This window comes from Streptomyces sp. BK340, from assembly GCF_007827595.1.
Classification (GTDB): Bacteria; Actinomycetota; Actinomycetes; order Streptomycetales; family Streptomycetaceae; genus Streptomyces.
The window spans coordinates 141,046-166,955 of the sequence record NZ_VISR01000020.1 but is presented as its reverse complement, the minus strand read 5'-3'; the positions used below and the strand labels follow the sequence as shown (position 1 = coordinate 166,955).

The following is a 25,910-nucleotide window of genomic DNA, read 5'->3' as shown; positions in this document are numbered from 1 at the left end:
GCCGTTCCCGTTTCTCACACGCCGGTGGTGGAGGAGACCCGCTCGGTCTCCAGGCGGAAGTCCTGCGCGTCGTACTCCCGCATGCTGAGTTCGAAGGCCTGCCCGATGCTCATCACGGGAGTGAGGCCGAGGACGGCGGTGATCTTCTCCATGCGCTCGGGCATGGAGCCACTGACCCGGTGCAGCGGGATCCCCAGCTCCTCGACGGTCTCCAGGAGCATGCGGTCAATGGTGTCGCGAAAACCCTTGTTCATGGGACGGTGGCCGTCCGAGACGATCTCCAGCTCGTGTTCGAGGTGGATGAACACGTCGTAGGTCTCCTTGACGTGCCGCCGGAAGGCCTTGCCGTACTCGTCGACCACCTCGCCGAAGAAGCGCATCCCGGCACTGACCTCGGGAGCGAGGCCGCCCTCGTTGGCGGCGGTGGCGTTGGGGTTCATGCCGTGCACGACGCGGGCTGCGCCGTAAAGCCACTCCTGAAGGGAGGAACCGTCGGACAGGAACGAGTCGCCGAGCCTGGCCTCCGCGACCGCACGCCCGCAGTGCCGGCGCAGCATCAGGTGCAGGAACTCGGCGGGGGTGACCTCGGCGAGCGCCTTGCCCGGCACGGCCTCCGGCAGGATCTCGCGGATCGTCCTGGCCAGCGCGCGGGGCAGGCCCAGGTAGTGGGACAGGGCCATGACCGTCGAGGTCTTGCCCGCGGAGTAGGTGCCGGATACGGAGATCTTCATCGGGGCTCTCCTTCGTGGATACCCCGGCCTTCAGGCCGGGAAGGAAGCGAAGCTCCTGCGGAGCAGGGCAGGGAAAGCCGGTTCGCAGCCAGGGCGGACCGGCGTCCACCATCTACCGGCCGATTTCCGCCCCTCACACGGGAGTTGATAGAATGTGAGGCATGGCGCAGACGGTGAAGCGGGCTTTCAAGTACCGCTTCTATCCCACGGGCGAGCAGGCAGCTGAGCTGTCGCGCACGTTCGGCTGTGTCCGCCTCGTGTACAACAAGGCGCTGGAGGAGCGCACCCGCGCTTGGTACGGCGAGCAGCGCCGTATCTCCTACGTGCAGTCGTCGGCCGCGCTGACGCAGTGGAAGAAGACCGGGGAACTCGCCTTCCTGGCGGAGGTGTCCTCCGTTCCGCTGCAGCAGGCGCTGCGCCACCTTCAGACGGCGTTCGGGAACTTCTTCGCCAAGCGGTCCCAGTACCCCCGGTACAAGAGCCGGAAGAAGTCCCGGGCATCGGCGGAGTACACCCGCAGCGCCTTTACGTGGCACGGCGGGCGGCTGACGCTGGCGAAGATGGCGAAGCCGCTGGACATCCGCTGGTCGCGTCCGCTGCCGCAGGGTGCCGAGCCCACGACGGTCACCGTGTCCCGCGACGCGGCCGGCCGCTGGTTCGTGTCCCTGCTCTGCGAAGACGCCATCGCCCCAACCCCTGCCACCGACAAGGTGGTCGGCGTCGACGCCGGGATCACGTCGCTGGTGACCCTGTCCACCGGGGAGAAGATCGCCAACCCGAAGCATGAGCGGCGTGACCGCGCCCGCCTGGTGAAGGCGCAGCGGGAGCTGTCGCGGAAGGCGAAGGCCTCGGCGAACCAGGAGAAGGCCCGTCAGCGCGTCGCGCGCGTGCATGCGCGGATCGCTGACCGGCGCCGTGACTTCCTGCACAAGCTGTCGACTCGGCTCGTCCGTGAGAACCAAACGGTCGTGATCGAGGACCTCACCGTCCGCAACCTGCTGAAGAACGGCACGCTCGCGCGCGCCATCTCGGACGCGGCCTGGACGGACCTGCGCATGATGCTGGAGTACAAGTGCGCCTGGTACGGGCGCGAACTCGTCGTGATCGACCGCTTCTTCCCCAGCTCGAAGCTGTGCGGAACCTGCGGCACGGTCCGCGGGAAACTGCCGCTGAACGTCCGAGAATGGACGTGCGAGTGCGGCACCGTGCATGACCGTGATGTGAACGCGGCACGCAACATCCTGGCCGCCGGGCTGGCGGCGTCTGCCTGCGGAGACGGTGTAAGACCTCAACGGGAGTCCTCCCGGACGGGGCGGTCGTCGATGAAACAGGAACCCCAGCGGGCAACCGCTGGAATCCCCCGCCTTTAGGCGGGGGAGGAAGTCAAGTCAGGCCCTCGGGGTCTGGCCGGCGGCGGCGAGCGCGGCGGCGTGCAGCGGGAGTTCGTGGGCGAAGGAGCCCTGCATCTCGAAACCGCCCAAGCGGCCGCTGATCGTGACGTCGCGCCACAGGCCGCCGCGCAGCGGCACCAACTCCGTGCCGGATATGGCGGCGTGCGCGGTGGCAGCCCCGGTCGCGGGATGCCCCGGGCCAACGGCGGTCAGGACGGTCTGCTGCATCCACAGGGTGTTGCTGTCCTGGCGGCTGATGCCATCCAGCTCGTACAGAAGCACCTGGATGAGCTGCAGGTTCGTGACGAAACAGTCGACGGCTGACATCTCACCGGCGAGGCGCTGCCCTTCGAGGCCGTCGACGACCGCGTCGAAACCCGGCAGGGTCTGGGTGGCGACGGTCGCGGTGGCGGCCAGCTCGGCCACGTTGGCCAGGACGTCATCGACCGTGTGCTTGCGGAGCTTGAAGCCATCGCCGTAGTAGCGGGTGCCGGCCGAGCCGAGGACGTCCTCCAGTGAGGTGTACGTGCCGTCCGCGACGCCCTCGCCCCAAGAGGCGTGCTCGATCTCGTACCGGGCCGTCATCACGCCCACGCGCGCGCTGAACGTCGACACACGACCGCCCACGGCGCCGGGATCCATTTGCGTACGGCGGAGTTCGGCTCCGGCGGACAGGCCCGTCAGCTCCTCCTGCGGGGTGATCCCCGCTTTCAGAGTGATCTTCCTGACCCGGGCCAGGCGGCGCTCGGCGGCGCCGAGCCGGTGGACGTGCACCAGGTACGCCTCGCACAGCTGGAGCCCGATCACCAGCATGTCGACGGTGCTGACATGTGGGAACAGGTCGGTCGAGGTCTTCTTCCTCGACCAGTCACGAGGGTAGGCGAGGGAGGCGACCGCGGTGACACCCGGTCGCTCCCGCGTGGTTATTCGAACGTCGTGGAGCGTGTGTTCAGCCCGTCGGTAACCGGCGGCGAAGAAGCGGCTCTCGGCGGGGCCGAGGTAGTCATCGACCGAGGGCAGGTGCAGCAGGGGCAGCATCGTCATGGTTCAGACCCCCGCATGATTGCTCAGCGCCTGTTCGTACGCCTGGGCCAGGGCGCCGACGGTACGCAGGGCAATGAAGTCCCCGCCCCCGCCGAAGGGGTCGGCACCAAGCAGGGTCTCCAGCTTGATGATCAGCCGGGCGAAGGCGAGGGAGTTGAGGCCGAGCGCACTCAGCTCCGTCTCGGAGGTGACCTCGCCGAGTTCGTCGACGGCGTCCTCATCCAGGAGGGCAGTGATTTCCTTGACGACCGCGGGCTGTACGTCTGTGGTCAGCATGTGATTCCTCCGTCGATGACGAGCCGCTGGCCGGTGACGAAACCGGCCAGCGGCGAAGCCAGGAAGAGCACGGCGTCGGCGATCTCCTCACGGTCGCCGATCCGCCCGAGCGGGGTGCGGCGCTGAATGCGCTCGCGGTATTCCGAGGTGACGCCCTCGGTCATGTCGGAGTCGAAGAAGCCTGGCACAACCGTGTTGACCCGGATGCTGGCGGGTCCGAGCTCGCGGGCCAGGCTCTGCGTTAGACCGTCCAGGCCCGCTTTGGCCGCGCTATAGGCGGCCACACCCCGGTAGCCGCGGACGGCGTTGACTGAGGAGATGTTGATGATCTGGCCACCGCCCGAGGCCACCATGCTCCGGGCGGCCACTTGGGACAGCGCCACGGGCGATGTCAGGTTTGCGGTGATGAGGGCCTCGGCCTGTTCCGGCGGCATCGTCACGAACAGGCCCTGATCCAGCACGCCCGCGTTGTTCACCAGCAAGTCGACCTGGCCGAAGTGCCCGATCGCCGCCTTCGCCGCCGCACGCACGCTGTCTGGCCGGTGCAGGTCGGCCTCCGTCCAGAAGAACCGGCCCGGGCTGCCCTCGAGCGTCTCCTGGACGAAGTCGCTGGCGGTCCGGCTGAAAGTGGCCACTCTCCAGCCCGCGGCCAGCAGTCGGGTGACGAGCGTCCGGCCGAGCCCGCGGCTGCCGCCGCTGACCAGCGCCACGTCCGTCATGCCGCGCTCCTGGCCTTCTTGAAACGGTCCGAGTGCTGCTCGGCCTCGGAGACCAGGACGACGAGCGGGACCTTGTAGGCCTCCAGCCGGTCGGCGCAATGCTCCTGGACACGGTCCGACACAGCCTGCTCGTCCTCCGGACGTACCAGCTTGACCGTGGCCTGGACAACCATCCCGGTCACCGGGCTGCGCCGGCCGGAGACGGTGACATCCGCGATGTTGTCCACCTCGAGGACGACATTCTCGACCTCGGCCGGGTAGACTTTCTCGCCGCCCACGTTGATGATCTCCGAGCGGCGGCCGAGAATCTTCAGGTACTCGCCCTCGCGCACCACCACGTCCTGGGTGTTGAAGTAGCCCTCCTCGTCGAACGGAGCGGGCGCGTTGAGATAGCCGAGCATGGCCATCTCGGAGCGGACCCACAGAACCCTGTCGACGATCTTGTAGTCGAAACCGCTGCCGCCGAGCTTGATCCACAAAGAGGAGTCGTCCTTGGACCGGGTCGGCAATATGCCCAGCTCGGACAGGCCATAGGTCTGCTTCAGACGGACGCCCGGCATCGCGTCGTGGAAGGCGAGCAGGGTCTGCTCCGGCATAGGCTCCGTACCGTACGTCACCAGACGCAGCGAGGAGAGGTCGTGCCGCCTGTAAGCACCCGAGACCACAGCCATGGTGAGAAAGGTCGGCGTGGTCGGCAGCACCTCCACCCGGTGCGCGTCGATCGCCGCGAAGACGCTGTCCGGGGTGCGCTCGGCCACGGTGACCACCGCACCACCGTGCACCAGCGTGTGCAGGAGCGTGTTCACACCGCCGATGTGGTCGAGGTTGAGGAAGGAGAGCGTCCGCGCGGGGCGGCCGCCCTGGTAGCGGGCGAGAACCTTGGTGAAGTCCAGGACGGAGGCCTTGCTGCGCCCCGTGGTGCCCGAGCTGAACAGGACCAGACCCGGCCGTCCCTCCCGGCGCAGCGCGGTGAACAACTCGTGGCCCGCCGTACGTCCCGTGCCGGTGATGTTCCAGCCGCTCTCCGTCCCGTCGAGCGCGATGACCGCCTCGACCTCGGCGATCTCATGGAACTCGGCCCGCTTGGCCTCCGGCAGCGTGACCAGCGGGACGATGATCGCGCCGGCCTCGATGAGTGCGACGAGCGCGGCGCAGGCCTGCGGCGAGTAGGCCGACTCCAGCGCGACGACCTTTCCTGCGCGGATCCCGTGCTCCTCCAGCCGGGCCTGCCACTTCCCGACGCCAGTCAGCAGCGTCCGGTAACTCGTGCTCTTTCCATGGAAGATGATCCCCTCTCGGTCTCCGTGTGACCGCAGTGTCTCTGTCAGTGACTGGATCATTACTCGATAGTGCTGCCGGTCCGAAAAGGCAGACAGGTGGGTGCTGATCCTGGTGTCACTGCCACCACCCAGCCGATCCGCCGAGGTTCTACGGTGACCTGACCGCCCCCGTCCGACGACGAGCAGGAGCACCATGCGCGCGATCAGCCAGCAGGACGTCTACGGAGGCCCGGAGGTCCTCGAGGAGGTCGAACTGCCGGTGCCCGAGCCCGGTCCCGGGCAGATCCTCGTGCGGGTACGGGCCGCGGGCGTCAACCCCACCGACTGGAAGAATCGGGCCCGCCGGGTATGGTTCGAGCGGCCCCCGCAGATCCTCGGGTGGGACCTGTCCGGCACGGTGGAGAAAACGGGCTTCGGGGTCACCCTGTTCGAGCCCGGTGACGAGGTGTTCGGCATGCTGCCCTACCCGCACGGGGTGGGTTCCCACGCCGAGTACACCGTCGGCCCGGCCCGCGCCTTCGCCCGCAAGCCGGCCGAGATCGACCACGTCCAGGCGGCGGCCCTGCCGCTCGCCGCCCTCACGGCCTACCAGGCTCTGGTCGACACCGCCGACGTCCAGCCCGGCCAGCATGTGCTGATCCATGCCGCTGCCGGGGGCGTCGGCCACCTCGCCGTGCAGCTGGCCAAACATCTTGGGGCCCGTGTCACCGGTACGGCCAGCGAGGCCAAGCACGACTTCGTGCGCTCCCTCGGCGCCGACGACGTCGTCGACTACCGCACCACCGACTTCCGCGACGTCGTCCGGGACGTCGACACCGCACTCGTGCCCCTGACGGACGACACCCGCATCCGCACCCTGGACGTGCTGCGCCCCAGCGGCACCCTGGTCGCCCTCCTGCCAGGCGCCGCTGAGGCGGAGCTGGCCGCAGCCGCCCGCCGTGGTGTCCGTTACGCCGCCATGCTGGTCGAGCACGACCACACGGGCATGACGGCCGTCGCCGACCTGGCCCGCAAGGGGGTGTTGCGCGCTCATGTCCAGGAGGCGCTGCCTCTGTCCGAGGCCGTCCGTGCCCATGTCATGGGTGAAGAGGGCCATCTGACGGGCAAGTTGGTGCTGGTCCCCTGATACGGCCTGCCCGGCACCTTCATGGAGGCCCCCACGGCCTCAGAGGGTGTTACGGACGGCATGCTGCTGAGGGCCGATGAGGTTGTGGAAGAAGGAGCTCTCGTCGACGGGCCGGTACCAGCCTTGTCAGGGTGCTGTCGGTGACATGACCGGCAGCGTGGTCGGAGGCGGTACAGACGACGACTTCTGAGATGTCTTCCGGACCAGCCGGACGTGGGGGTCCAGCCGGCTGCGGACTTCGCCCGCCCGACCACCCGGAAATGCCGGTGGGGGCGGCGGCAGAACCTGCCACCGCCCCCACCGGGCCATCAGGCAGACGTGAATGCCTTGACCCTTGTGATGCCTTCCCGGAACTCACCGATGGCGATGCTGCCGGTGTCGGTGAGGTACCACTTCACCGCTGTCAGAGGCCCCTATGGCACACCGGCCCAGGATGAGTGACCTGTGTCGTTTCCTAGTACGACAGGTCCTTCTGCTCCGTGGTCAGGCGACCGGCGATTTGCAGGTTGCCGTCGGAGTCGAGTACCGGGGTGATCTTCTTCGTGGAGCCGTGGTAAGTCGTGAAGATGATCTTGTCCGCCTCCTGAGAGGTCGAGTAGTTCGTGTTCACCGACAGCTCGATGCTGCACGGTGAGCTGATGAGCACGTCCTTCTTGGGCGAGGCAGGGTAGACCTGGTTCTGCTGCAGCTTGATACGGCCATGGGTGTCGCCCTCATCCCAGTCCGACGCCAGTCCGAGATCGATGTCAGCCATGAACTTCCCCTCCAGTCCCGGCGGGCCGTCACTTCGCGCGGGCTTCGGCCGCGTCGTTCCGTGCGTGAAGCCCGACAAGACGCCCGCTCCCCAGTGAAAGAACTCCTTCGGTCGGGTGACATGCAGCGTTACCCGAACCGCTTGCGAACCCTACGTGGCTCGGTCACTGAAAGACCTTGATTCATCAAAGATCATCATATTAGTCGTAATGCGACCGTCCTTGCGGCCGAAAGGAATCACCTGCTCGTCCGGAGCTTGCTTTCCATGGCCGCATGTGCCGTGGATTCGTCCTTCCGCTCGTAGGTCTCGTGGTGTGAAGGCGTCAGTCAAGGCAGTGGTGCGTTTCGCATGAACTGTGGTCGCTCATCGAGCCGTTGCGGCCCGAGCCGGGGCCGAAGCAGGTGGAGGGCCGGCCGCCACAAGGCGATCTCCTTGAGCCGCTGGGTCTGTGCTGTTTCTGGGCAGGGATGGACGCGCGCAAGGCGTTGATCGCCACTGTGCTGCTGAGAGTCACCATGGTGACAGGCGTGGAGACCTTTCTGACCTGTGTGCCCCTGCCCTTCCGCCTATGCGCCGTCGGTTACGCGTTCCTCTTCGTGGGCGACCGTATGCACCCCGCTCTGAAGGACACCCGCCGACGCCCCGACGAGGGCATCCGTCGCTCCGCCCGGTACGCCCTGCTCCAGGGCGTGGTGACCCTGCTGCTGACCGTCGGCTTCGCCTTCCTCGGCATTCGCGCCACCACGGACGCCAGGCTTCGGCCGACGCTGCTGGCGGGTCTGCCCGTGGGCACACTCGTGGGCGCCTCCAACGCATACCGCGTCGGCGGCGCCGCTTGCGTCTGCTGCTGGACGCTCCACCTGGTCCTGGCCCGGCAGCGCGAAATTCCGTACCGCTGTGCGGAGGCGGCGTGGGGGTGACCGCCTCGCCGTCCGTGTCGCAGGCTTCCACGGCTCCGTCGGTGCAGAGCAGGACGCAATCGCCCGGTTCGAGTGTGGTCTCCCGTGGACCGGCCGGGCTGCCGGGGCGAGTGGGCCCCTCAGGCCGATCGGCGGTTGCCAGGGGCTGTCCGGCGGCCCGGCGAGAACCCGGTCGGCGCGGATCAGCAGTAGTGGGGGGAACTACTCATTCCACTACTCAAGTTCCTTCCGAAACGTTCGGCGGGCCGGAGGGCTCGTCTAGGTTGTTGATCATGGTCCGTGTCCGAGGCGCCGCGGTACCTGGCCCCGCCTCCGTGCGCGGGCCGTTGCATCCGCTTAGTTGTGAGGTTTGAGTTGATACGTCAGAGCCACCTGTCCCGCCGTTCCGTCGGCACGGTCGCAGCCGTCTTCACCGTGGGCGTCACCCTGCTCACCGGCTGCTCGTCGAACGGGTCGAGCGACGCGGGATCCTCCCCGTCCGCCGCCACGGCGTCCGAGGGAGGCGCCGCGACACCGGGCAGCGCATCCGCTTCCACCTCCGCGAGTGGCACTTCGTCCGCGAGTGGCACCAAGTCCGGCGGCGGCACCAAGTCGGGCGGCGGCACCCAGTCCGGCGGCGGCGCTGCGAACGGCTCCACCGGCGGCTGCAGGTCACTCACCGCGTCAGCCCCGGACAAGGACGAAGTGACCAGCTTGTACAAAGTCATGAGCAATCCGCACCGGGAGCACATCAGGCCCAAGGCCGGCACGTTCTACTACGGCGAGTGCCGCGGTGTCGAGTACGCGGCTGCGGTGTTCGAGCCGACCGCCGACGCCACCGAGGCCGAGAGGGTCGCAAGCCAGGACGAGGGCTCCTTGAGGCAGTACCTCGTGCGCCCCCTGGATAGCGATTGGAAGTTCCTCGCCAGCGACACCAACCCCGACAGCGGTTGCGCCAAAAAGATCCCGGCAGCCCTGGCGGCCCTGTGGGGGAACTGCTCGAAGGTCTAGAGATCTTTAACGGTGTGGGTTACGGCGGGTCGTGACGGCTGTCGTGGGCTGCGCTATGTCAGGAGGATGAGGTATCCCGATGGCGGTGGACTGACGGCCGAGGAGCGGGATCGGCGTGAGCAAGTCCGGCTCGCGGCTGCCGACCTGATCGAAGCGGGGGCCAGTGACCGGGAGGTGGCCCGGCAGTTCAGGGTGACCCGGATGTCGGCCAACCGCTGGCGGCGGGCGTTGGGTTCAGGAGGCCGGCAGGCCCCGGCCTCCAAGGGGCCCGGTGGTGCCCGATGCAAGCTCGACCCGACACAACTCCGGGTTCTGGAGACGATGTTGGATGCCGGCCCGGCCGTCTCCGGTTGGCCTGACCAGTGCTGGACGCTGGCGAGGATCGCCGAGATCGTGCGCCGCCGGTTCGGTGTCGAGTACACCCTGGCCGGACTGGATCTGCTGCTGCACCGCATCGGCTGGAGCGTGCAGGTCCCGACCCGCAAGGCCACCGAGCGGGATGAGGCGAAGATCGCCGCCTGGACAAACGAGCAGTGGCCCGTCATAAAAAGAGGGCGGCGGACTTGGGCGCCTGGCTCTGCTTCGAGGACGAAGCCGGCCAGGGCCTGAGGCCGCCCAAGGGCCGCACCTGGGGCCGCCGGGGACACACCCCGGTGGTGCGGGTCACCGCAGCAGGCACCAAACGTGTGTCGATGGCGGCGCTGATCTGCACCAAAGCCGGCCACCGGCCACGGCTGATCTACCGCATCCACCTCGACCGTGGTCCCGCCAAGGACCGGCGGAAGGGCTTCACCGAGACCGATTACGCCCGCTTGCTGGATGCCGCGCACCAGCAGCTCGGCGGCCCGATCGTGCTGGTGTGGGACAACTTGAACACGCACGTCAGCCGCACCATGCGTGAGCTGATCGCCGCCCGATTATGGCTGACCGTCTACCAGCTGCCGCCGTATGCACCCGAGCTCAACCCGTCGAGGGCGTGTGGTCGCACCTGAAGCGGTCGCTGGCCAACCTCACCAAACACAGCCTCGACCAGCTCACCGCGCTGGTGAAGACGCGGCTGAAACAAGTGCAGTACCGCTCCCGCCTCATCGAGGGACTCATCGCCAAGACCGGGCTCGACTTCCCTCCGCCGTAACCTCAGCCGTTAAAGATCTCTAGCCGTTCGGTGAACCGGGAGTGCCGCGGGGCTTGTTCGTCGAGGAACGCGACGATACGCGCCATATACCCGGTCGGGTCCTCGGGCGACGCGCGTGCGTCGATCTAGGCGTACCGGCTGGGTGGTGATCGCGGCACCTCTCAACCAGCGGCGAGGCCGCACGCCGGATGTCGGCGGCGGGCGGCCTCGCCGCCGGCAGAGCCTGCCGTCCCGCGCTCAGGCGCCGCCAACGGGTGCCGCGGGCGCGGCGGCGTTCCCTCAGACGGGCGGAGAGGAAGCGCAGGGCAGAGCTGGACACGTCGACGCCGGACGGGTAAGCAAGCACGCGAAGCCTCTGGTGGAGACGGTTCTCTTGGTCGAAAACCCATCTACCAGGGGATTCACCCGTCTGTCAGGCCAACTACCCAACCCGGCCAGCAGGTTGGAAAGAGCTCACTGAGCGGCGCACGAACACAACCTGAACTCCTGGCGGTGCCGTACGGGTATCTCCGCGTGCGCGGGTGGGGCAGGGGTCAGAGCAGTTGGGCGTACTCGCGGAACTCCCAGTCGGTCACATAGCTGTGGAAGCGGGCCAGTTCGTCGCGCTTGAAGGTAACGAACGCCTCGATGAAGGACGTGCCGAGGACGTCGGTGAGCCGGTCGTCGGCTTCCAGGGCTTCCAGTGCCTCACCGAGGTGGGTCGGTAGCCTGGGGGCTGCGGCGGGGTCGTATCCGTAGCCGCTCATCGGGGCCGGGGGCTCGGCCGCGTCGCTGATGCCGAGGTGGATGGCGGCGACCAGACCGGCGATGGCGAGGTACGGGTTGGCGGTGGCGTCGCCGAGCCGGATCTCGAGGCGGGCGTTGGCGCCGCGCTCCGGAGGGATGCGCACCATGGCGGCTCGGTTGTCCAGGCCCCAGTCGATCAGCCATGGGGCAGTGGTGTCGGGACCGAAGCGCTTGTACGAATTGATGGTGGGGTTGAACAGGGCGGCGAGCGCGGGGGCGTGGTCGACCAGTCCGGCGACGGCGTGACGGGCGGCGGCGGAGAGCCCGTGCGGTTGGTCCGGGTCGTCGAAGACGTTGCGCTCGTCGTCGACGACGGACAGGTGCAAGTGAAAGCCGGAGCCGCCACCGTCGTTGAGTGGCTTGGCCATGAAAGTGGCCAAGCGGCCCTCGGTCCGGGCGAGTTCCTTGACCGCGGCCTTGAAACTGAAGGCGCGGTCGGCGGCGTCCAAAGCCTCGGAGTGGTCGAGGTTGATCTCGAACTGACCGCCGTCGAACTCCCGGTTGCCACCGCTGACCCCTATGCCCAGGTCGTGCAGGTGGCGCAGGGTTCGCAGGAGGTGACCGTCCGGGTCGCCCTTGCGGCCGACGGTGTAGACATTGCCGGGTGCGTCGGCGTAGCGGCGCCAGCCGGTGGGTGAATCCGGGTCCGGATCCAGCAGGACGTACTCCAGCTCGGGGCCGACCACGGCCGTCAGCCCAGTCTGCCGCAGCCGGCCGGTGACCTGGCGCAACAGGTCCCGGGGCGATTCGGGTGCGGGCAGACCGGTCTTCGGATCTCGGGCGTCACCGATGCACCAGGCGACCCCGGGTTCCCAGGGGAGCCGGACCAGGGTGGCCATATCGGGGCGTACGGCGATGTCGGGCATGCCGGTGTCGAGGCCGCCGGGTATGTCGGAGTGTTCGCCCTTGGCGGCGGTGTGGTAGATGGCCCGGCAGAAGGCGAGCCCGTGGCCGATCGCGCTGGGCAGGTGATGCAGCAGGATGTCCCGACCTCGGTCGGAGCCGATCAGGTCGGGGTAGGCGACGCGTACGACATCGACCCCTTGGGCGGCGAGTGCCTCGATCTTCTGGTGGATCTCTGCGGTTTTTTCAGCGCTCACTGGTCGCTCCTCGGAGGCCGACAGGAAGTCGCGATGTGTCTAGACATTTCACCCAGCCACCATTGTGCCTTTGCGATCAAGGTCATGCTGGAGTGGTTGCTTGAGTCCAAGCGATATGACGTTTGTGGCCGCTCCGCAGGAGCGGGGTGCGGCCCTCCGCATTCGCCTCCGCTTCCTTCGGCCTTGCCGGGCCCGGAGCTGCCGCCGGGGTTGCATCGGGCAGCAAAGGAACGTCCTGGTGGCGGGTGCGTACACCATTCGAAAGTAAGGGGGAATCCGGTGTCCGGCCTGCGATCCATCATTGAGACCGAGCAGGCAGTTCAGGAGAAGCTGAGCGGCTTCCAGCTGCGGCGTCCGAAGTGACCTGAACCGGGTTCGGGGTGCTGTGGGTGCTGTGGCTCTGGGGTGAGTCGGAGACCTGGTCTGTAGCGGAGGAGACTTGGATCACCAAGAGGACGCTGACCTGCGTCGCACACACATTGGAGTCGCGGGGGCTGGTGGAGCGGCTCTTCCCGGCGTTCCATGACGAGGAAGTGTTTGTGGCCTCCCGGCTCGGCGCTGATGAGGAGTATCTGCGGCTCGCGGACGGGCCGCGGGCCGTCGTTGCCCAGCTCGAAGAGTATGGCGAGGAGCGCCGGCAGGAGCTCTTGGGCGGCGCGGAGCCCGCTCCTCGTCGTTCCGGCCGTCGGCCGCGCACCTAGACTAGCCCCACCTGGCCCAGATCCTCTTCCCTGGCCCGCCCGGCCGCTCCGTGACCCGCTGGCCGTGATACCGCGACCGGGCGGGCCTTTGCCTGCGTGGACATCCCGTGAGGGGGTACGTCCGGTGGATATCGTACGGACCCCAAGGGAATCCCGGACGGGATTCCCACCCGTCCGACCGGGCCTTTGGCCGAGGCACCCCCGCACATCCTCATCCCTCACCCCTTCCCGCCGTTCCATGGCTCCTGGCAGACTTGGCCGTGGCACCATCTGCCGGAGCGCGCCGGGACGGCGAGTTTCCGGATGGAGCGCACCCATGAGCCAGCCGCCCGCATCCTCCTCAGAACCCAGACGCCACGGCCTCTCACTGATCGACGTGGTTGCCCAGTCCGTGGGCTTCATGGGGCCGGTCTTCTCCGTGTCGATCCTGTTGCCCCTGCTCATCGGTGTGAACGCGGCCGGCCGTGGAGCAGGCGTCGCAGCCCCGCTCGCGGTACTGCTCGCCACCGTCGGCATGCTCGCCCTGGGCTGGATCGTCTCCGCGTACGCACGTCGGGTGAAGGTCGCCGGTTCGCTGTACAACTATGTGACTCTCGGCCTCGGCCGCCGCGCTGGTGCGGCCGCCGGCCTCATGTACTACGCCGGCGTGCTCCTGCTGGGCGCCGCGATCGGCCCTCTTGTTGGCGGCTACCTGCACGACAATCTACTGGCGGAATTCCACATCGAACCGCTTCCCGTCTGGGGCTGGCAGCTACTGCTCCTGGCAGGTCTGGTCGCCGTGGTCCATGTCGGTGTCGAGTTCTCCGTGCGCACCCAACTCGTGCTCTCCCTCATCTCGGTCGGCGTCCTGCTCGTCTTCTTCATCTACGTGATCGTCGCGGTGGGACACGACAACAGCGCCAAGGCTTTCAACCCCGGCACCGCGCATGACGGCTGGAGCGGCATCCTGTTCGCCGTGCTTTACGGAGTGCTGCTCTTTACGGGCTTCGAGGCAGCGGCCAACCTGGCTGAGGAAGCGAAGGACCCGCACCGCCACATCCCCAAGGCCGTGTTCTTCTCCGTTCTCGCCGCGGCAGTCTTCTTTCTGATCGGCACCTATGCACAGGTTGCCGGCTTCCACTTCGACCTCTCCGCAATGACGCAGGCGGCTGGAGCTCCGCTGAACAGGCTCGCCGGAGGCGGAACGGACGGGTACGGATCCACTACCTGGGGACGCCTCGTCGAACTCGTGATCTTCCTCGATATGGTTGCCGTCTACATCGGCGTCGCCGTGTCCGCGACGAGAGGTGTGCTGACCATGGCCCGTGACGGCTGGCTGCCCCGGCCCCTTGCCTCGGTCAGCGCCAGGCAGGGCACTCCCGCTGGCAGCACGGTGCTCATCGGCGTCGTCTACGTGGCCGTCATCGCGATGTCCGGCTTCTTCCCGAAACTGCTGGCGCTCCCCGGCGCCCCCGCGTACCTGGCCGTCTATTCCTGGTTCTCGACCTTCGGCATCTTCTGCCTCGCCGCCATCTACCTCATGATGGCTGTCGGCGCACCTCGCGGTCTGCGCGGACAGGTGTCCCGCCCGCTGGTGTGGCTGTGCTGCACGGTGGGCGCCCTGCTGACCGCCGGAGCTCTCTTCGACTCGGTGTACAGGCTTCCCGCGCCCACGCTCTACGCGGCCTACGCCGCGCTCTCCTGGTTCGCCGCGGCTGTGGTCATCGCTCTTGTCGTCGGCCGTCGGCAGGCACGCATCGGCGACGACGGAACCTCGCGCCTTGCGGACGTGGGCGGGATCCCGAGCTGATGGCAGTCAGAACAGGTTGGGGACGTGCACGTGTCCATCGTGCTGGTCACGAGTGCGGGCTGTGGTATCCGCGCCGCGTCGCTGGGCTGGCCGCAGCGACGGGAGTCCGCGTCGCGATGTGGCTTATGGCGCGTCGAAGGCCGGCGCGATGATGCGCACCCGGTGTATCGCCCCGGCCACGGCCCATACGGGCTGTGTGTCGACGCAGTCCGTCCCGGATGGACACGCTCCGATGCGGCGGATGAAGAGATGCGGAAGTTCAGTGAACCGCTTGGAACCCGCTACGGTGCAACGGGACTGAGATCACACGAGAGGCTGTTCGGCCCAAATGGTCTTGCCGCGGGCGTGGTATCGGGTGCCCCAGAGCTGGGCAAACTGAGAAACCATGAACAGTCCGCGGCCTCCTTCGTCCGTCTCCAAGGCGCGACGGATGTGTGGTGAGGTGCTGCTGGCGTCGGTGACTTCACAGATCAGGCTTCGATCGCGGATCAGCCGCAACTGGATCGGTGGACTTCCATATCGGATGGCGTTGGTGACCAGTTCACTGATGATCAGTTCAGTCGTGAACTCGAGTTCCTGCAGGCCCCACTCGGACAGTTTCTGCGTTGCCAGCACACGTGCTTCACCGACCATTTCGGGCTCCGCTGCCAACTCCCAGGTAATGACCCGGTCCGGCGCCAGCCCGTGTACCCGCGCCACGAGTAGCGCCAGGTCATCCTGCGGACGGGGCGACGGCAGGTGACGGATGACCGTGTCGCAGACTCCGTCGAGCCAGATGGATGTCGTGAGGTGGGAATCGGACAGGGCCTCGCGGAGCCACGCGTGGCCGGTGCCTGTGGGCTGTTCCAAGCCGTCGCTGCACAGGACGAGTAGTTCTCCTTCGGTGAGTGTCACCTCGCCGCACTCGAAGGGAGCCCCGCCATGACCGAGCGGGGAGCCGCTGCCGGGCAGTTCGAGAAACTCCACCCTTCCATCCGTCGATACCCGTGCGGGTGGCGGATGGCCGGCCCGGGCGATCGCGCATCGCCTGGTGACCGGGTCGAAGACCGCGTACACGCACGTGGAGCCAGCGGCTCCGATGACGGGCTTGTCCACGCGTTCGTCAGAGAGCCGGCTGACCTGGTCATCCAGGTGCGTGAGCAGCTCATCGGGCGACAGATCCAGGTCCGCGAGCGTGCGGACCGCCGTGCGCAGCCGCCCCATGGTTACCGCCGAGTGCAAACCGTTTCCCACGACATCTCCGGCCACCAACGCAACCCGTGCGCCTGACAGCGGGATCACGTCGAACCAGGCACCCCCCAGAACCGAATGGCCGTCGGCCGGAAGGTACCGTGAGGCCACTTCCACGGCGTTGAGCACAGGCAACCGCTGAGGAAGGAGGCTGCGTTGCAAGGCCAAAGCCGTAGACCTCTCCTGCGTGTACCGCCTCGCGTTGTCGATGCACACGGCGGCACGCGCCACGAACTCCTCGGCCAGCAGTATGTCGTCTGCCTCGAATGAATACGTCCGCTTGATTCGTACGAAGGCAACGGCACCCAGTACGGCACCTCGCGCGGACATCGGGACCAACAACCACGAATGAACCCCGTACCCACGCGCCAGTGCGGCTCGGCGGGGATCGACGTGGGTCAGCTCGGCGAGCACTTCCTCGCCTGTCAGCAGCACTGATTTGCCGCTGGCCAGGGCCCGGGCGAAAGGAGAGCCCGGTGCCGAAGTGAATGAGTCGATGTCTCCCGTAGCGACCACGGTCTCGGCGGGACCCCCGGGTATCGACGAACTTGCCGCACGACGCAGGGCCGCATCTCCAGCAACGGGACCGGCCACTGGCTCCTCACCCCTGAAGACAGGGTCCAAAAGGTCGACATAGGCGTGGTCGGCGAAGAGTGGCACAGCTACGTCCGTCAGCTCCTGAGCGGTGTGCAGAACGTCGAGAGTGCTGCCGATCGCCGCACTTGCATCGTTGACCAATGCCAGCCGCTCCCGAGCGCGGACCCTTTCGGTTACGTCGAACACCGCATGGGTGAGTCCGATCACCTCCCCGGAGTCGCTTCGGAGCGGAACGATCGTCTCCGACCAGACATGATCCCGATCCGGATCGTCGGGAACCCGGCCGTGTACCTCCGTGGCGACCATCGCCTCACCGGTCACCAGGACCTGCCGTTGCCGTTCCTCGAAGGCTGTCATATCCAACAGGCCGGCTGGAGCCACTTCCCGCATCGTGCGGCCCGAGAAATCCTTGTCCACAAAACCCGCCGCCTGACGCTGCACGTCATTCTGCGCGACAAACCGCAGTCGGGTATCGAAGACATCGATAAGGAAAGGTGATTCGGTAAACAGGCCCCGCAGCAGTGCCCTGCCGAAATTCCTCCGGCGCAAGACATCAGCGGTCTCGGCGCGTATCAACCACTGCATCCGACCGTCGGTGGACGCGAGGCGATGCGCCAGCAGGCCGACCTCGATCCGACTGCCGTCCCGGTGGCGCAGGACTGCGCGCTCCAGGATGGGTGTTTCTGTCTCCTGACAGCGCTCGACCAAACGAGAGGCGTCCGCAGCGCTGTACAGGAGATCGCTTCCGTGCCGTCCGCGCACCTCATCCGGCGTATAGCCGAGAAGGCGTTGGGCGCCGGTGCCCCAGTTCGTCAGCGCACCCTGTGCGTCGAGGACGGCGTACGCTTCGTCACCCGGCTGGGGATGATCGCCGAAGGCGTCGTGGAACATCACGTCGTACATGCGGCACACCCACTCCGCGACTCGGGGCGATCGGCTGTGCCGTGGCCCTGGGAACTCCGCGGCCGTATGGAACGGAGGCGGTATTTCTTTTGTCGAGCCCTGTGAATTTTATCATCGGGGCGCTTTTCCTGGTCAGCGCGCTGCTTTGATCAGTGTGGTGACGAGGTCTGGTGGGCGGGGTTCTGGGATGTGTCCTCGGGGTGCTGATGGACCCCGAGGGGCCAAACCGTGGAGCGTGGTCGAACGTGGTGGGATGGAGGCGGAGCCCAACATGATGGGGCTGGATGGCCTGCCGGTCGGCTCCGCTGTGTGCGCACGGCTGTCGTGCTGGCGTGCGGTGGCGATAGGTCCCAATCTCGGTGGCCGGGGCGAGACGGTCGGTCACATGCAAGGCGCGGACCCCGCCTGACGACCATGTCGACGACCCGCTCGGCGATGGAGCCGGTGAAGGTGAGCATGTCGACGTCCCTGTAGGTCGAGCGCCTGCCCCGCAGCTCGGCCCTGCCCCGTGGTCACGTTGAGGGCGCCGTCGGGGATATGCCAGCCACGGCGGCGAGGTGCCCCAGTCGGGGTGCCGATTGCAGTGTTTGTTCGGACGGCTTGAGCACGACGGCGCAACCTGCCTCCAGAGCGGGGGCGATCTCCTTGGTGCCCAGAGCGAAAGGGAAATTCCACCGCATATCCCATACCGCTCTTGTTCCCGCAGGTCAACGGCCTGCGCCACTGCTCTTGGTCAGCAAAAGGTCAGCATCAGCCGCTCGCCGCTCGCCGCTCGCCGCTCGCCCCTTGCCCGGTCGTCAGTTCGGAGGACAGATGCGGGCGGCAAGGATGGCGATGTCGTCCTCGGCCGGAGTGGGGGCAAGGCGGCTGATCAGGGTGTCGCACAACTGGTCCAGCTTGTGGGTGGTGCCGGTGAGCAGGTCGGTGAGTTCGGTCAGGCGCTGGTCTAGGTCGCCGCCTCTGGTTTCGATCAGGCCGTCGGTGAAGAGTACGAGGGTGCTGCCTGGTTCCAAGGTGATGTCGGTGGCGGTGTAGGGGATGTCGCCGATGCCGAGAGGGGCACCGGGAGGCAGGTCGAGCAGGCGTGCGGTGCCGTCCGGGGTGATGAGGACAGGCGGGGGGTGGCTGGCGCGGGCGAGTCGGCAGCGGCCGGTTCTGGCGTCGCAGACGGCGTACAGGCAGGTGTAGCCGGCCTGTAGCGGTGGGCGATCTCCATGCCGTCCGGCGGGTGCAGGTGGCGGGGGAGCATGCTGCGCTGCAGGATCAGTGCCGTGTCGTGTTCGCGATGGTAGAGCCGGGCGTTGTCGATGCTCAGTGCGGCGCGGGCAGTGAGGTCGCAAGCGAGGCTGAGGTCGGAGGTGTCGAAGGCGGGGCTGCCTGGGCCGCGCAGCAGGGTGGACATGCCAAGAACCATGCCGCGGGCGACGAGGGGGACCATCAGCATCGAGTGCACGCCCAGGCGGTCCAGTCGGCCCGGGGTGGGGGTGTGGCGGGCGGCGCGGGCCAGCGTCTGGGTGTCGAAGCGTTCCAGGAGGTAGGGGTGGCGGTCGATGAGTGCCTGGGCGTAGGGGGCGCCGGCTGGGAAGCGCAGGGGACCGCCTACGGGGGCGAGGACATCGGCGGCTGGCATGCCGTAGGCCGGGGCCTTGCCGAGTCGGCGCATGACCGCGCCGGCGAACAGGCCTGTCAGAGGGTCGGCGGCCTCGGTGACCTCTGCGAGTACGTCGACGGTGGCGATGTCGGCCAGACGGGGTACGGCGAGGTCGGCGAGCTCTTGCCCTGTGCGGGTGACGTCCAAGGTGGTGCCGACCCGCAGCGCGGCTTCGTTGAGCAGATCCAGTCGCGCCCGCCCGCGTGCGGTGTCCACGTCGTCCTGGTCGGTGGTGATGTCGATGATCGAGGCGCTGACGCCCAGTGGGCGGCCGCCCGGGTCATCCAGGCGGAAGTAGGAGCAGGACCAGACCCGGTCCTGGTCTGGGTTGGCCGGAGTGCGGCCGATGCGCCGGAAATTCACCACCGCCTCGCCGGTGTCCAGCACCCGGCGCATCGCCGCTTCCATCTGCTCGGTGTTGACCCCGGGCAGGACCTCCCCCAGCCGCCGACCGGCATGCGCGGCGGCCGGTACGCCGTTCATCGCCTCCAACGCAGGGTTGACCTGCTCGAAACGGAGCTCGGTGTCGAAGACGGCCAGGCCAACGGGCGAGCGGGCGAACAGTCCGTCCAGCAAGGCGTCGGCTCCTCGGGCACGCTGGGCGGCGCGGGCGTCGGCAGCGAGCCAGATCATGCCCCAGCCTCTGTCGTCCGCTCCGGCTGCCGGGCACCCCCACACCTCGAGTGGCACCAGGGAGCCGTTCTTGTGCCGTACCAGAAAGGATCCGATCACGCTGCGCCCAGAGGCGACCGTCTCCCCCAGAGCAGGGACAGCGCGTCGGTCCTCGGAGAGCAGAAAGTCGGTGACGGACCGGCTGAGGACCTCATCGGCCCGGTAGCCGAGCAGCGCCTCGGCGGCCATCGCCCACTGCAGGATCCGACCATCGCCGTCGCAGATGACCAGAGCGACCGGCAGTACGTCCCACCAGGCCGCTGCATGCCCGACGGCCGCGCGGCCGCCCGGGTACCTTCGGTCCATGGGTCCCGTCCGTCGCACCGCGGGCTGGAGGTACCCGCAGTGGAGGGAGGCACATCATGCGCACCTCTACGCGAGTCGCGATCATCGCGGTCGGTGACCCGTCCCGGCACGCCGACGGTGTCGGCCGCGCCGTACTGTCCCGACTGCGTGAACGGGTAGTGGAGGGGCCCTTCCTTCTCGGCATCGTCATGGCGGAGTGCGACCTCGATCCGGGCGGCTGATCCAGATGTGGGACCACATGGACCTGACCGTCGTACTCGAATGATCAGCGCACACACGGCCAGTTACCCGGCCGCATCCAACGCCTCGAACAGGACGCCCGTCGGCTGGCCCGGCTGGACGAGTTCCGCCCGCGTGGACTGGGCGAGGCCCTGGAGGTGGCGTGGGAGCTGGACCGGCTGCCTGGTCGCGTACGCCGTCGGGGTCGCCGACGCCTCACTCGGACGGGGCTGTCCCCGTCCGTCGCCGCCGCGATCGACACCCTTGTCGAACGCGGCGAGGACGAGATCGTCCGGCACCGGGTCGCCGTGGCACCTGTTCAACTTCCTCGGCGTCTAGACACCGTCATCGACAGCGAGTTCGTGGTCGAGAGCGACCACGCCAGTATCCTCTTCGACCGCGGCCTCTTCCGAGGCCTCGTTGACCTGCGCTGGCACAACTGGCGCGGTCTGCCTCTCGACGCGGGCAAACGGGCCCGCGCCGGTTCAGGAGCCGCCTTCTGATCCTGTCGCCGTCTTCGAGTAGGCGTCGTGCCAGGCTGCCTTCGCCCCGGAATCGCCGATCCGGTAGACGTCCACCACCGCCCCTGCCGCAACGGCCAGCGAGAGCACGCCCACGACGATCCGTACGGGCAGTGCGGACCAGCGCGTGCCGCCGCCCTGCCCAGGCTCCGCCGGAGCGCGCCGCCCCGTCCACCACACGACCGCCGCCAGCACGAACAGGCCCAACGCCCACGGCAGCAGGCCATCGCCCAGCTCGGTGTGCCGGCGTACCAGGGCATCGTCGTCCACGTGCCGCTCCAGCCACTCGCCGGCGTGCGTGGTCAGCGGCACGCTGACCAGGGCGACGAGTGCGAGCAGGGGCAGCAGCGGACCCAGCCGCCGGGCGGCGCGCGGCCACAGCGCGGCCGCGACCAGAGCCAGAGCGGTCAGGGGTATCAGCACGACAACCACATGGACCAGCAGGACATGGCTGGGCAGACCGTTGATCAGACTCATTCAGAGCTCCTGAGGGGGTAAGTTGCGCGCCAGCCTGGCACAGCCAACTCTCAGTTGCCTCTCAGTCGATCAAGCCAAGGGATGGTGTGCGCTTTAGTTACAAACGGTCGGCCCAGCCATGTGTCGGGCACGCGGCGGTCGGCCGGTCCGGCAGGCTGTGTGTGCCTGTCGTCGAAGCGCTAGGTGAGGTGGTCCACGGCGTCGACGACACCGTCCATTCGGTGCGTCAGACCGACCGCGAGGGCGGTGTCGCTGCGACGCTCCAGCTGTCCGGTGAGCGTGATCACATCGTCGTGCACGGCGGCTTCGGCGATGTGCGCGCTGAGCCAGAGTACGTCGGCGAACACCTCGCGCTGCACGGCGTGCCGAATCTCCTCGTCGGAGCGCAGGAATACCCGGAGCAGGGCACGGCGGGTGACAATGCCGACTAGTAGGACTCCGTTAGGTCTGTCTCGCTGTCGTGTTTGGGGGCATGTTGGTGGTGTGGATGCACATGAAGTGAACCGTGCTCGGGCGAAGTTGGCGTTATTCGTGGCTGACGTCTTCGCGTCGGTGCCGCGCAAGGATCAGCGGGCGAAGGGTGACTGCTATCTGCGGGGGCTGATGCTGGACGGGCGGCGCAAATCGATCCAGCCGATGGCGGAGCGGCTGCCGGACGGCAACGAGCAGAACCTGCAGCAGTTCGTGAACCAGTCGACCTGGGACCCGCTGCCGGTGCGGCGGCGGATCGCGGAGCGGATGGTGCCGCAGATCGGCCCGGATGCCTGGGCGGTCGATGACGTCTCGTTCCCCAAGGACGGGAAGATGTCGGTGGCGGTCGCTCCCCAGTACTGCGGAGCGCTGGGCAAGCAGGCCAACTGCCAGGTCGCGGTGAGCGTGCACGCGGTCTCCGACACCGCCTCCTGTCCGCTGCAGTGGCGGTTGTTCGTGCCCGAGGAGTGGGCGCACGATGCGCCACGGCGGCAGAAGACCGGGATACCGCCAGAGGTGGGGCACCGGGAGAAGTGGCGCCTGGCCCTGGACACTCTCGACGAGCTGGCCGGGTGGGGTCTGGTGCCGCCGGTGGTGGTGGCCGACGCCGGCTACGGGCAAAACGCCGACTTCCGCGACGGCCTGAGCGCGCGGGGCATCGGATATGTCGTGGCGGTCCGTTCGGACGTAACCGTCCACCCGCACGACGCGCGGCCTACCAGCCCGGCGTGGTCCGGGAACGGTCGCAGGCCGCAGCCCCGCTACCGGGACAAGCCGTCCTCTGTGTCCGTTTTAGCCGTTGGTCACGGACGGCAGGCGTTCACCGAGGCAACCTGGCGGGAAGGCTCCCGCGGACCGATGCGCTCACGCTTTCTGGCACTGCGGGCGCGGCCGGCCGGGGTCCGGGCCCGCCGCCTGGCCCAGGCCGCCGCCACCGCCGAAGACGGCCACTGGGACGGTGTCCTGCCCGAGGTCACGCTGCTGGCCGAATGGCCCGAAGGCGCCGAAGCACCCATCGACTACTGGCTGTCCAACCTGCCCGCCGACACCCCGCTGGCTGAACTGGTCCGACTCGCCAAGATCCGCTGGCGCATCGAGCACGACTACCGGGAACTCAAGCACGGCCTGGGCCTGGACCACTTCGAGGGACGATCCTGGGCCGGGTGGCATCACCACGTCACCCTGGTCACCGCAGCCCACGCGTTCCTCACCGAACAGCGACTGGCCCCAAAAGCCGATACAGCGGGCTCACCCTCTACCAGATCCTCGACGCCATCCAGGACCTGCTGAACTGCTGGACCGGCACCTGCACCACCTGCCACCGCCCCCTGCCCAGAACATCCGCCACCAGCCCAAACTCAAGAGCCAGAGCAACCTAACGGAGTCCTACTAGAAGGCTCATGAAGATCTTGGTGAGGGGCTGTCCGGCCGGAGGCCGGGCAGCCCCTCTTCGCTATGCGGTGGCCGGGGCGAGTTGCCAGTTGCCGCCGGTGCGGGTGAGTCCGAGGTTGATCAGTCGGCGGAGGCTGAGGGCGGCGGCTCGGGTGTGGAGCCAGGTGTCGTTGTTGATGGTGCCGCGGTAGCGGAGTCTGCGGTTGCCGTGGTGAACGAGCCAGGCGACGGCGCGTTCGACCGGTGGTCGCCAGCGGCGGTAGTCGGCTTGCCAGTCGGGGTCGGTGGCGGCCTGGCGGCGGGCGGCCGTTTGCAGGTCGTGGTGGGGGCGGATGGTCAGAATGCGGCCGGCCTGGGCCTTCGTGCACCGCTGGCGGAGGGGGCATCCGGTGCACAGGTTCCCGAAGGCCGCCTTGCGCTGGTTGTGCTGTCCGCCGGCCTGCGAGAGGGCAACGGTGTGCCTGGCGGGGCAGGTGACCGTGGCGGCGGCGGTGTCGATGTCGAAGTCGTCCAGGGTGAAGCCGCCGGGGACGGCGGGCCTCAGCGGGGCGGGCTTGAAGAACAGCCGGTGCCCCGCCTGGTGCAGGGCCTGGCGCAGGTCGCCGGCGGAGTAGGCGGTGTCGCCGAAGGCCTCCACCAGGCTCTCCTCGTCGGCCAGCAGACCCAGGCCGACAGCGGCCTCGTGGTGCTCGGCTCCGGCGCCGGGCCGCAGAGCCACGGCGGTGTATAAGCCGGTCTCGGGCTCGATGGCCAGGTGGGCTTTGTATCCGTCCTGCTGGTGGGTGCGAGTCTTGTGGATGTGGCGGGATTCGGGGTCGACGGTGGACACGACGCGGCCCGGAGCGGTCCCCCGGCTGATGCGCCAGCGTCCGTCGCGGCCGTCGGAGTCCTCGGCCGGCTCCACGTCCTGCCCGGCGACCAGCGCCAGCAGGCCGACGGCGTTCGCCGCCTTCTCGCCCAGTTCCTGCTCGGGCAGGTGGCCCAGCAGCCGCAGGGCATCGGTGACCAAGGCGTCCACGAGGTCGGCGCGGGCCTGCTCGTCATTCCAGGCGATGCGGGGTTTGCCGGGATCGGTGTAGTCATGCGCGGTGCACTCAACGGCAGCGACCTCGGCGGCGTGGGGGACTTCGCAGATCACCGCGCGGACGGCGGCGATGATCTGGGTGACGGTGTCCTGGGTGGCGACCGCGTCGTCCAGCACGGTGGAGTCCAAGGCCCGCTGGTGCTTGCCCTTGAGGACACCGGTGGCCTTCACCACCTCGCGCACCGCCTCGAAGACGCGGTTAGGGCGGGTGGAGCGGGCCAGACGGCGGCGGAAGTAGGCCAGCAGCGACGCATCGAACGCCATGTCGTTCAGGCCCAGCCCGCACGCGGCCTTCCATCGCAGGTCACACTGCAGTTCCTGGACCGTCTCGAAGTCCGATAGCCCGTGCAGGGCCTGCAGCGTGACCGCCGCGACCAGGATCTGCGGCGGCATGCTCGGTCGTCCGTTCGCCGACGGGTACATGTCCGCGAACATCTCCGCCGGGAACAGCGCACCACGGTGCTCGGCCAGAAACGCGAACACGCTCCCGGCCGGGATCAACTCCCGGCAGGTCTCCCACACATCCGGCCCGACCGTCTGTCCGGCCCATTCCCCCATCACCACGAAACGAGTCTGGCCCCGCCGCTCACGCGGCGGGGCCAGAACCCCAAGATCTTCATGAGCCTTCTAGAAGACTGATGAAGATCTTGCTCCGGCCGCCCGGCTCGCCCTGGATTGCCGGTAAATGTCAATCGCCATGAACTGGCGCAAGCCGGGCGCGATTCCAAGATCTTCAGGACACTCCTAGCCGAGAACGTCGTGTTTGACCGCGAAGCGGTGGATGAGGGCTTCCGCGGCGGGGGAGAGAGCCGGTCGCGCAGTCTGGTCGACCCGCAAGGCGCGCAGGGCGCTGAGGATGACCGCGGCGCCGATGCCCTGCTGGAGCAGGCCTCCGGCGGCAGGCGGGAGCAGGCCAGCTGCGGCCATGGCGGCCAGGGACATCGGCAATACCGCCGAGGGCGCTTTGGACAGCGATGTGCCGGGCCCGTTGGGCCATGGTGACCACGTCAGCGGGGCGGTCGACGCGGTCGGTGGTCAGGACGATGTCAGCGGCTTCGGAGGAGGCGGTGGAGCCGCGGGCGCCCATGGTGACGCCGATGTCGGCGGGGGCGTCGTTGACGCCGCCGACCATCACGGTGACTGTGTGCTCGCGTTCGGCGCGTACGGCAGCGACCTTGTCGGCGGGACCGAGTTAGCCGCGTACCTCATCCGGGTCGATGACGGCGGCCATCTTCGTGAGCTGGTGTGGATCGGTCGCTGGTGAGCATCAGTAGTCGTTCGATGCCTGCCGCGCGCAGGTGGCGCAGAGTGGGCGGGGCATCGGACCGCAGCGGGTTCCGCGGGAGCAGTGCTCCGGCCAGGTGCTCGCCGACGGGGGAGGCGCTGGAGGATCCGGGCAGGTTTGGTCGGTGGCAGGCGGGGCCAGGGGCCGTGATCCTATCGCGACGGGTGGCTGTGACATCGCGGTCGACCTTGTCGGCGCCCGCGTTGGTGACTTCGGCCAGGACATATCCTTCGCGAGGTGATATTACGGGGAAGATACCGGTCTGGCAGGGGGCATCGGCCTGTCGATGAGGTGCTGGGTCGGCGGCGTCAGACGGCCGCGAGGGTCGGCCACTCTTCATGGGATGCAGGTGCGATAGAT

Annotated in this window: 24 protein-coding genes and 4 pseudogenes; 10 read left to right on the top strand and 18 right to left on the bottom strand. The window is 68.0% G+C overall.

Annotation, left to right across the window (positions count from 1 at the left end; genetic code table 11):
* Positions 1-14: 14 nt before the first annotated feature.
* Entirely contained in the window at positions 15-731 is a 717-nt protein-coding gene (locus FB157_RS30415; RefSeq protein WP_145883844.1) for an AAA family ATPase, read from the bottom strand.
* Between the two features lie 161 nt (positions 732-892).
* Between FB157_RS30415 and FB157_RS30410 the strand changes: the two genes are divergently transcribed.
* Positions 893-2,101, top strand: coding sequence for an RNA-guided endonuclease TnpB family protein (locus FB157_RS30410; RefSeq protein ID WP_145883843.1), 1,209 nt, complete (start codon positions 893-895; stop codon positions 2,099-2,101).
* An 18-nt stretch (positions 2,102-2,119) separates the two neighbouring features.
* Here the strand turns inward: FB157_RS30410 and FB157_RS30405 are convergent, their stop codons facing one another.
* Genes FB157_RS30405 through FB157_RS30390 form a run of 4 tightly spaced genes read right to left on the bottom strand, consistent with a single transcriptional unit; the run spans position 2,120 to position 5,501 of the window.
* The gene (locus FB157_RS30405) at positions 2,120-3,166 is read right to left on the bottom strand and encodes an AvrD family protein (RefSeq protein WP_145883842.1); all 1,047 of its coding nucleotides are present in this window, start codon (positions 3,164-3,166) and stop codon (positions 2,120-2,122) included.
* A 3-nt stretch (positions 3,167-3,169) separates the two neighbouring features.
* Positions 3,170-3,442, bottom strand: a complete 273-nt coding sequence (locus tag FB157_RS30400) for a phosphopantetheine-binding protein (protein WP_145883841.1) — start codon at positions 3,440-3,442, stop codon at positions 3,170-3,172.
* The gene (locus FB157_RS30395) at positions 3,436-4,161 is read right to left on the bottom strand and encodes an SDR family NAD(P)-dependent oxidoreductase (protein WP_145883840.1); all 726 of its coding nucleotides are present in this window, start codon (positions 4,159-4,161) and stop codon (positions 3,436-3,438) included. The genes FB157_RS30400 and FB157_RS30395 overlap by 7 nt, the downstream gene beginning before the upstream one ends.
* Positions 4,158-5,501 carry a class I adenylate-forming enzyme family protein gene (locus FB157_RS30390; RefSeq protein ID WP_145883839.1) on the bottom strand — a complete coding sequence of 448 codons (1,344 nt, stop codon included), beginning with the start codon at positions 5,499-5,501 and terminating at the stop codon, positions 4,158-4,160. Before FB157_RS30390 ends, FB157_RS30395 begins: the two co-directional genes overlap by 4 nt.
* Positions 5,502-5,634: 133 nt before the next feature.
* Between FB157_RS30390 and FB157_RS30385 the strand changes: the two genes are divergently transcribed.
* Positions 5,635-6,567 (top strand): NADP-dependent oxidoreductase, encoded by a 933-nt coding sequence (locus tag FB157_RS30385; RefSeq protein WP_145883838.1) that lies wholly within the window; start codon positions 5,635-5,637, stop codon positions 6,565-6,567.
* Positions 6,568-7,021: 454 nt separating this feature from the next.
* Here the strand turns inward: FB157_RS30385 and FB157_RS30380 are convergent, their stop codons facing one another.
* Positions 7,022-7,321, bottom strand: a complete 300-nt coding sequence (locus tag FB157_RS30380; protein ID WP_145883837.1) for a DUF6342 family protein — start codon at positions 7,319-7,321, stop codon at positions 7,022-7,024.
* Between the two features lie 527 nt (positions 7,322-7,848).
* Here FB157_RS30380 and FB157_RS48765 point away from each other — a divergent pair.
* Positions 7,849-8,241: a hypothetical protein gene (locus FB157_RS48765; RefSeq protein WP_261386622.1), complete on the top strand. Its 393-nt coding sequence runs from the start codon at positions 7,849-7,851 to the stop codon at positions 8,239-8,241.
* 362 nt (positions 8,242-8,603) lie between these two features.
* On the opposite strand, the gene FB157_RS30365 is transcribed toward FB157_RS48765, so the two are convergent.
* Positions 8,604-8,948: a hypothetical protein gene (locus FB157_RS30365; protein WP_145883835.1), complete on the bottom strand. Its 345-nt coding sequence runs from the start codon at positions 8,946-8,948 to the stop codon at positions 8,604-8,606.
* Here FB157_RS30365 and FB157_RS30360 point away from each other — a divergent pair.
* The 3 genes and pseudogenes from FB157_RS30360 to FB157_RS30350 all read left to right on the top strand — a co-directional run bounded on the left by FB157_RS30360 (position 8,947) and on the right by FB157_RS30350 (position 10,366).
* The gene (locus tag FB157_RS30360; protein WP_145883834.1) at positions 8,947-9,231 is read left to right on the top strand and encodes a hypothetical protein; all 285 of its coding nucleotides are present in this window, start codon (positions 8,947-8,949) and stop codon (positions 9,229-9,231) included. The genes FB157_RS30365 and FB157_RS30360 overlap by 2 nt on opposite strands.
* Positions 9,232-9,297: 66 nt before the next feature.
* Positions 9,298-9,840 carry a winged helix-turn-helix domain-containing protein gene (locus FB157_RS30355; RefSeq protein WP_145883833.1) on the top strand — a complete coding sequence of 181 codons (543 nt, stop codon included), beginning with the start codon at positions 9,298-9,300 and terminating at the stop codon, positions 9,838-9,840.
* A pseudogene (locus tag FB157_RS30350) lies at positions 9,837-10,366 on the top strand (transposase). Before FB157_RS30355 ends, FB157_RS30350 begins: the two are co-directional and overlap by 4 nt.
* 217 nt (positions 10,367-10,583) lie before the next feature.
* On the opposite strand, the pseudogene FB157_RS30345 reads toward FB157_RS30350, so the two are convergent.
* Both FB157_RS30345 and FB157_RS30340 read right to left on the bottom strand, forming a co-directional pair.
* Positions 10,584-10,712: pseudogene (locus FB157_RS30345) on the bottom strand (IS5/IS1182 family transposase); the annotation flags it as partial.
* Between the two features lie 187 nt (positions 10,713-10,899).
* Complete coding sequence (locus tag FB157_RS30340) at positions 10,900-12,252, bottom strand: glutamine synthetase family protein (RefSeq protein WP_145883832.1); 1,353 nt, start codon at positions 12,250-12,252, stop codon at positions 10,900-10,902.
* Positions 12,253-12,641: 389 nt separating this feature from the next.
* Between FB157_RS30340 and FB157_RS30335 the strand changes: the two genes are divergently transcribed.
* Together FB157_RS30335 and FB157_RS30330 are read left to right on the top strand one after the other, a co-directional pair.
* Positions 12,642-12,953: a hypothetical protein gene (locus FB157_RS30335; RefSeq protein WP_398947490.1), complete on the top strand. Its 312-nt coding sequence runs from the start codon at positions 12,642-12,644 to the stop codon at positions 12,951-12,953.
* A gap of 316 nt (positions 12,954-13,269) precedes the next feature.
* The gene (locus FB157_RS30330) at positions 13,270-14,742 is read left to right on the top strand and encodes an APC family permease (protein WP_186581761.1); all 1,473 of its coding nucleotides are present in this window, start codon (positions 13,270-13,272) and stop codon (positions 14,740-14,742) included.
* Positions 14,743-15,045: 303 nt separating this feature from the next.
* Here FB157_RS30330 and FB157_RS30325 read toward each other — a convergent pair whose 3' ends face one another.
* The 4 genes and pseudogenes from FB157_RS30325 to FB157_RS30310 form a co-directional block, all read right to left on the bottom strand.
* Positions 15,046-17,472 (bottom strand): SpoIIE family protein phosphatase, encoded by a 2,427-nt coding sequence (locus tag FB157_RS30325; protein ID WP_145883830.1) that lies wholly within the window; start codon positions 17,470-17,472, stop codon positions 15,046-15,048.
* A 512-nt stretch (positions 17,473-17,984) separates the two neighbouring features.
* Positions 17,985-18,152 carry an aldehyde dehydrogenase family protein gene (locus tag FB157_RS48755; protein WP_261386621.1) on the bottom strand — a complete coding sequence of 56 codons (168 nt, stop codon included), beginning with the start codon at positions 18,150-18,152 and terminating at the stop codon, positions 17,985-17,987.
* A gap of 117 nt (positions 18,153-18,269) precedes the next feature.
* On the bottom strand, positions 18,270-18,812 hold the full coding sequence (locus FB157_RS48750; RefSeq protein WP_145883887.1) for a PP2C family protein-serine/threonine phosphatase: 543 nt from the start codon (positions 18,810-18,812) through the stop codon (positions 18,270-18,272).
* Between the two features lie 26 nt (positions 18,813-18,838).
* Positions 18,839-20,101 (bottom strand): annotated as a pseudogene (locus FB157_RS30310) (PAS domain-containing protein); the annotation flags it as partial.
* Between the two features lie 56 nt (positions 20,102-20,157).
* On the opposite strand from FB157_RS30310, the gene FB157_RS47550 reads away from it, so the two are divergent.
* Complete coding sequence (locus FB157_RS47550; protein WP_186581760.1) at positions 20,158-20,322, top strand: hypothetical protein; 165 nt, start codon at positions 20,158-20,160, stop codon at positions 20,320-20,322.
* 63 nt (positions 20,323-20,385) lie between these two features.
* Here FB157_RS47550 and FB157_RS30305 read toward each other — a convergent pair whose 3' ends face one another.
* From FB157_RS30305 to FB157_RS30295, 3 genes are all read right to left on the bottom strand, one after another.
* Positions 20,386-20,619 (bottom strand): hypothetical protein, encoded by a 234-nt coding sequence (locus tag FB157_RS30305; RefSeq protein ID WP_145883828.1) that lies wholly within the window; start codon positions 20,617-20,619, stop codon positions 20,386-20,388.
* A gap of 186 nt (positions 20,620-20,805) precedes the next feature.
* On the bottom strand, positions 20,806-21,318 hold the full coding sequence (locus FB157_RS30300; RefSeq protein WP_145883827.1) for a DUF2231 domain-containing protein: 513 nt from the start codon (positions 21,316-21,318) through the stop codon (positions 20,806-20,808).
* A 179-nt stretch (positions 21,319-21,497) separates the two neighbouring features.
* Positions 21,498-21,677, bottom strand: coding sequence for a hypothetical protein (locus FB157_RS30295; RefSeq protein WP_145883826.1), 180 nt, complete (start codon positions 21,675-21,677; stop codon positions 21,498-21,500).
* Positions 21,678-21,801: 124 nt separating this feature from the next.
* On the opposite strand from FB157_RS30295, the gene FB157_RS30290 reads away from it, so the two are divergent.
* Positions 21,802-23,079, top strand: a complete 1,278-nt coding sequence (locus FB157_RS30290; protein ID WP_145883825.1) for an IS701 family transposase — start codon at positions 21,802-21,804, stop codon at positions 23,077-23,079.
* A gap of 163 nt (positions 23,080-23,242) precedes the next feature.
* Here the strand turns inward: FB157_RS30290 and FB157_RS30285 are convergent, their stop codons facing one another.
* Together FB157_RS30285 and FB157_RS49490 are read right to left on the bottom strand one after the other, a co-directional pair.
* Complete coding sequence (locus FB157_RS30285) at positions 23,243-24,826, bottom strand: IS1182 family transposase (protein ID WP_398947508.1); 1,584 nt, start codon at positions 24,824-24,826, stop codon at positions 23,243-23,245.
* A 189-nt stretch (positions 24,827-25,015) separates the two neighbouring features.
* Positions 25,016-25,620: pseudogene (locus tag FB157_RS49490) on the bottom strand (heavy metal translocating P-type ATPase); the annotation flags it as partial.
* Positions 25,621-25,910 lie beyond the last annotated feature (290 nt).

What these genes read in the sequence shown, in the direction of transcription:
- FB157_RS30405 (WP_145883842.1), bottom strand. Translation starts at nt 3,166, where the DNA reads ATGACGATGCTGCCCCTGCTGCACCTGCCCTCGGTCGATGACTACCTC.
- FB157_RS47550 (WP_186581760.1), top strand. Translation starts at nt 20,158, where the DNA reads ATGCGCACCTCTACGCGAGTCGCGATCATCGCGGTCGGTGACCCGTCC.
- FB157_RS30360 (WP_145883834.1), top strand. Translation starts at nt 8,947, where the DNA reads ATGAGCAATCCGCACCGGGAGCACATCAGGCCCAAGGCCGGCACGTTC.
- FB157_RS30415 (WP_145883844.1), bottom strand. Translation starts at nt 731, where the DNA reads ATGAAGATCTCCGTATCCGGCACCTACTCCGCGGGCAAGACCTCGACG.
- FB157_RS30400 (WP_145883841.1), bottom strand. Translation starts at nt 3,442, where the DNA reads ATGCTGACCACAGACGTACAGCCCGCGGTCGTCAAGGAAATCACTGCC.
- FB157_RS30330 (WP_186581761.1), top strand. Translation starts at nt 13,270, where the DNA reads ATGAGCCAGCCGCCCGCATCCTCCTCAGAACCCAGACGCCACGGCCTC.
- FB157_RS30410 (WP_145883843.1), top strand. Translation starts at nt 893, where the DNA reads ATGGCGCAGACGGTGAAGCGGGCTTTCAAGTACCGCTTCTATCCCACG.
- FB157_RS48755 (WP_261386621.1), bottom strand. Translation starts at nt 18,152, where the DNA reads ATGCGGTGGAATTTCCCTTTCGCTCTGGGCACCAAGGAGATCGCCCCC.
- FB157_RS30385 (WP_145883838.1), top strand. Translation starts at nt 5,635, where the DNA reads ATGCGCGCGATCAGCCAGCAGGACGTCTACGGAGGCCCGGAGGTCCTC.
- FB157_RS30380 (WP_145883837.1), bottom strand. Translation starts at nt 7,321, where the DNA reads ATGGCTGACATCGATCTCGGACTGGCGTCGGACTGGGATGAGGGCGAC.
- FB157_RS30395 (WP_145883840.1), bottom strand. Translation starts at nt 4,161, where the DNA reads ATGACGGACGTGGCGCTGGTCAGCGGCGGCAGCCGCGGGCTCGGCCGG.
- FB157_RS30365 (WP_145883835.1), bottom strand. Translation starts at nt 8,948, where the DNA reads ATGACTTTGTACAAGCTGGTCACTTCGTCCTTGTCCGGGGCTGACGCG.
- FB157_RS30325 (WP_145883830.1), bottom strand. Translation starts at nt 17,472, where the DNA reads ATGTACGACGTGATGTTCCACGACGCCTTCGGCGATCATCCCCAGCCG.
- FB157_RS30355 (WP_145883833.1), top strand. Translation starts at nt 9,298, where the DNA reads ATGAGGTATCCCGATGGCGGTGGACTGACGGCCGAGGAGCGGGATCGG.
- FB157_RS30390 (WP_145883839.1), bottom strand. Translation starts at nt 5,501, where the DNA reads ATGATCCAGTCACTGACAGAGACACTGCGGTCACACGGAGACCGAGAG.
- FB157_RS30300 (WP_145883827.1), bottom strand. Translation starts at nt 21,318, where the DNA reads ATGAGTCTGATCAACGGTCTGCCCAGCCATGTCCTGCTGGTCCATGTG.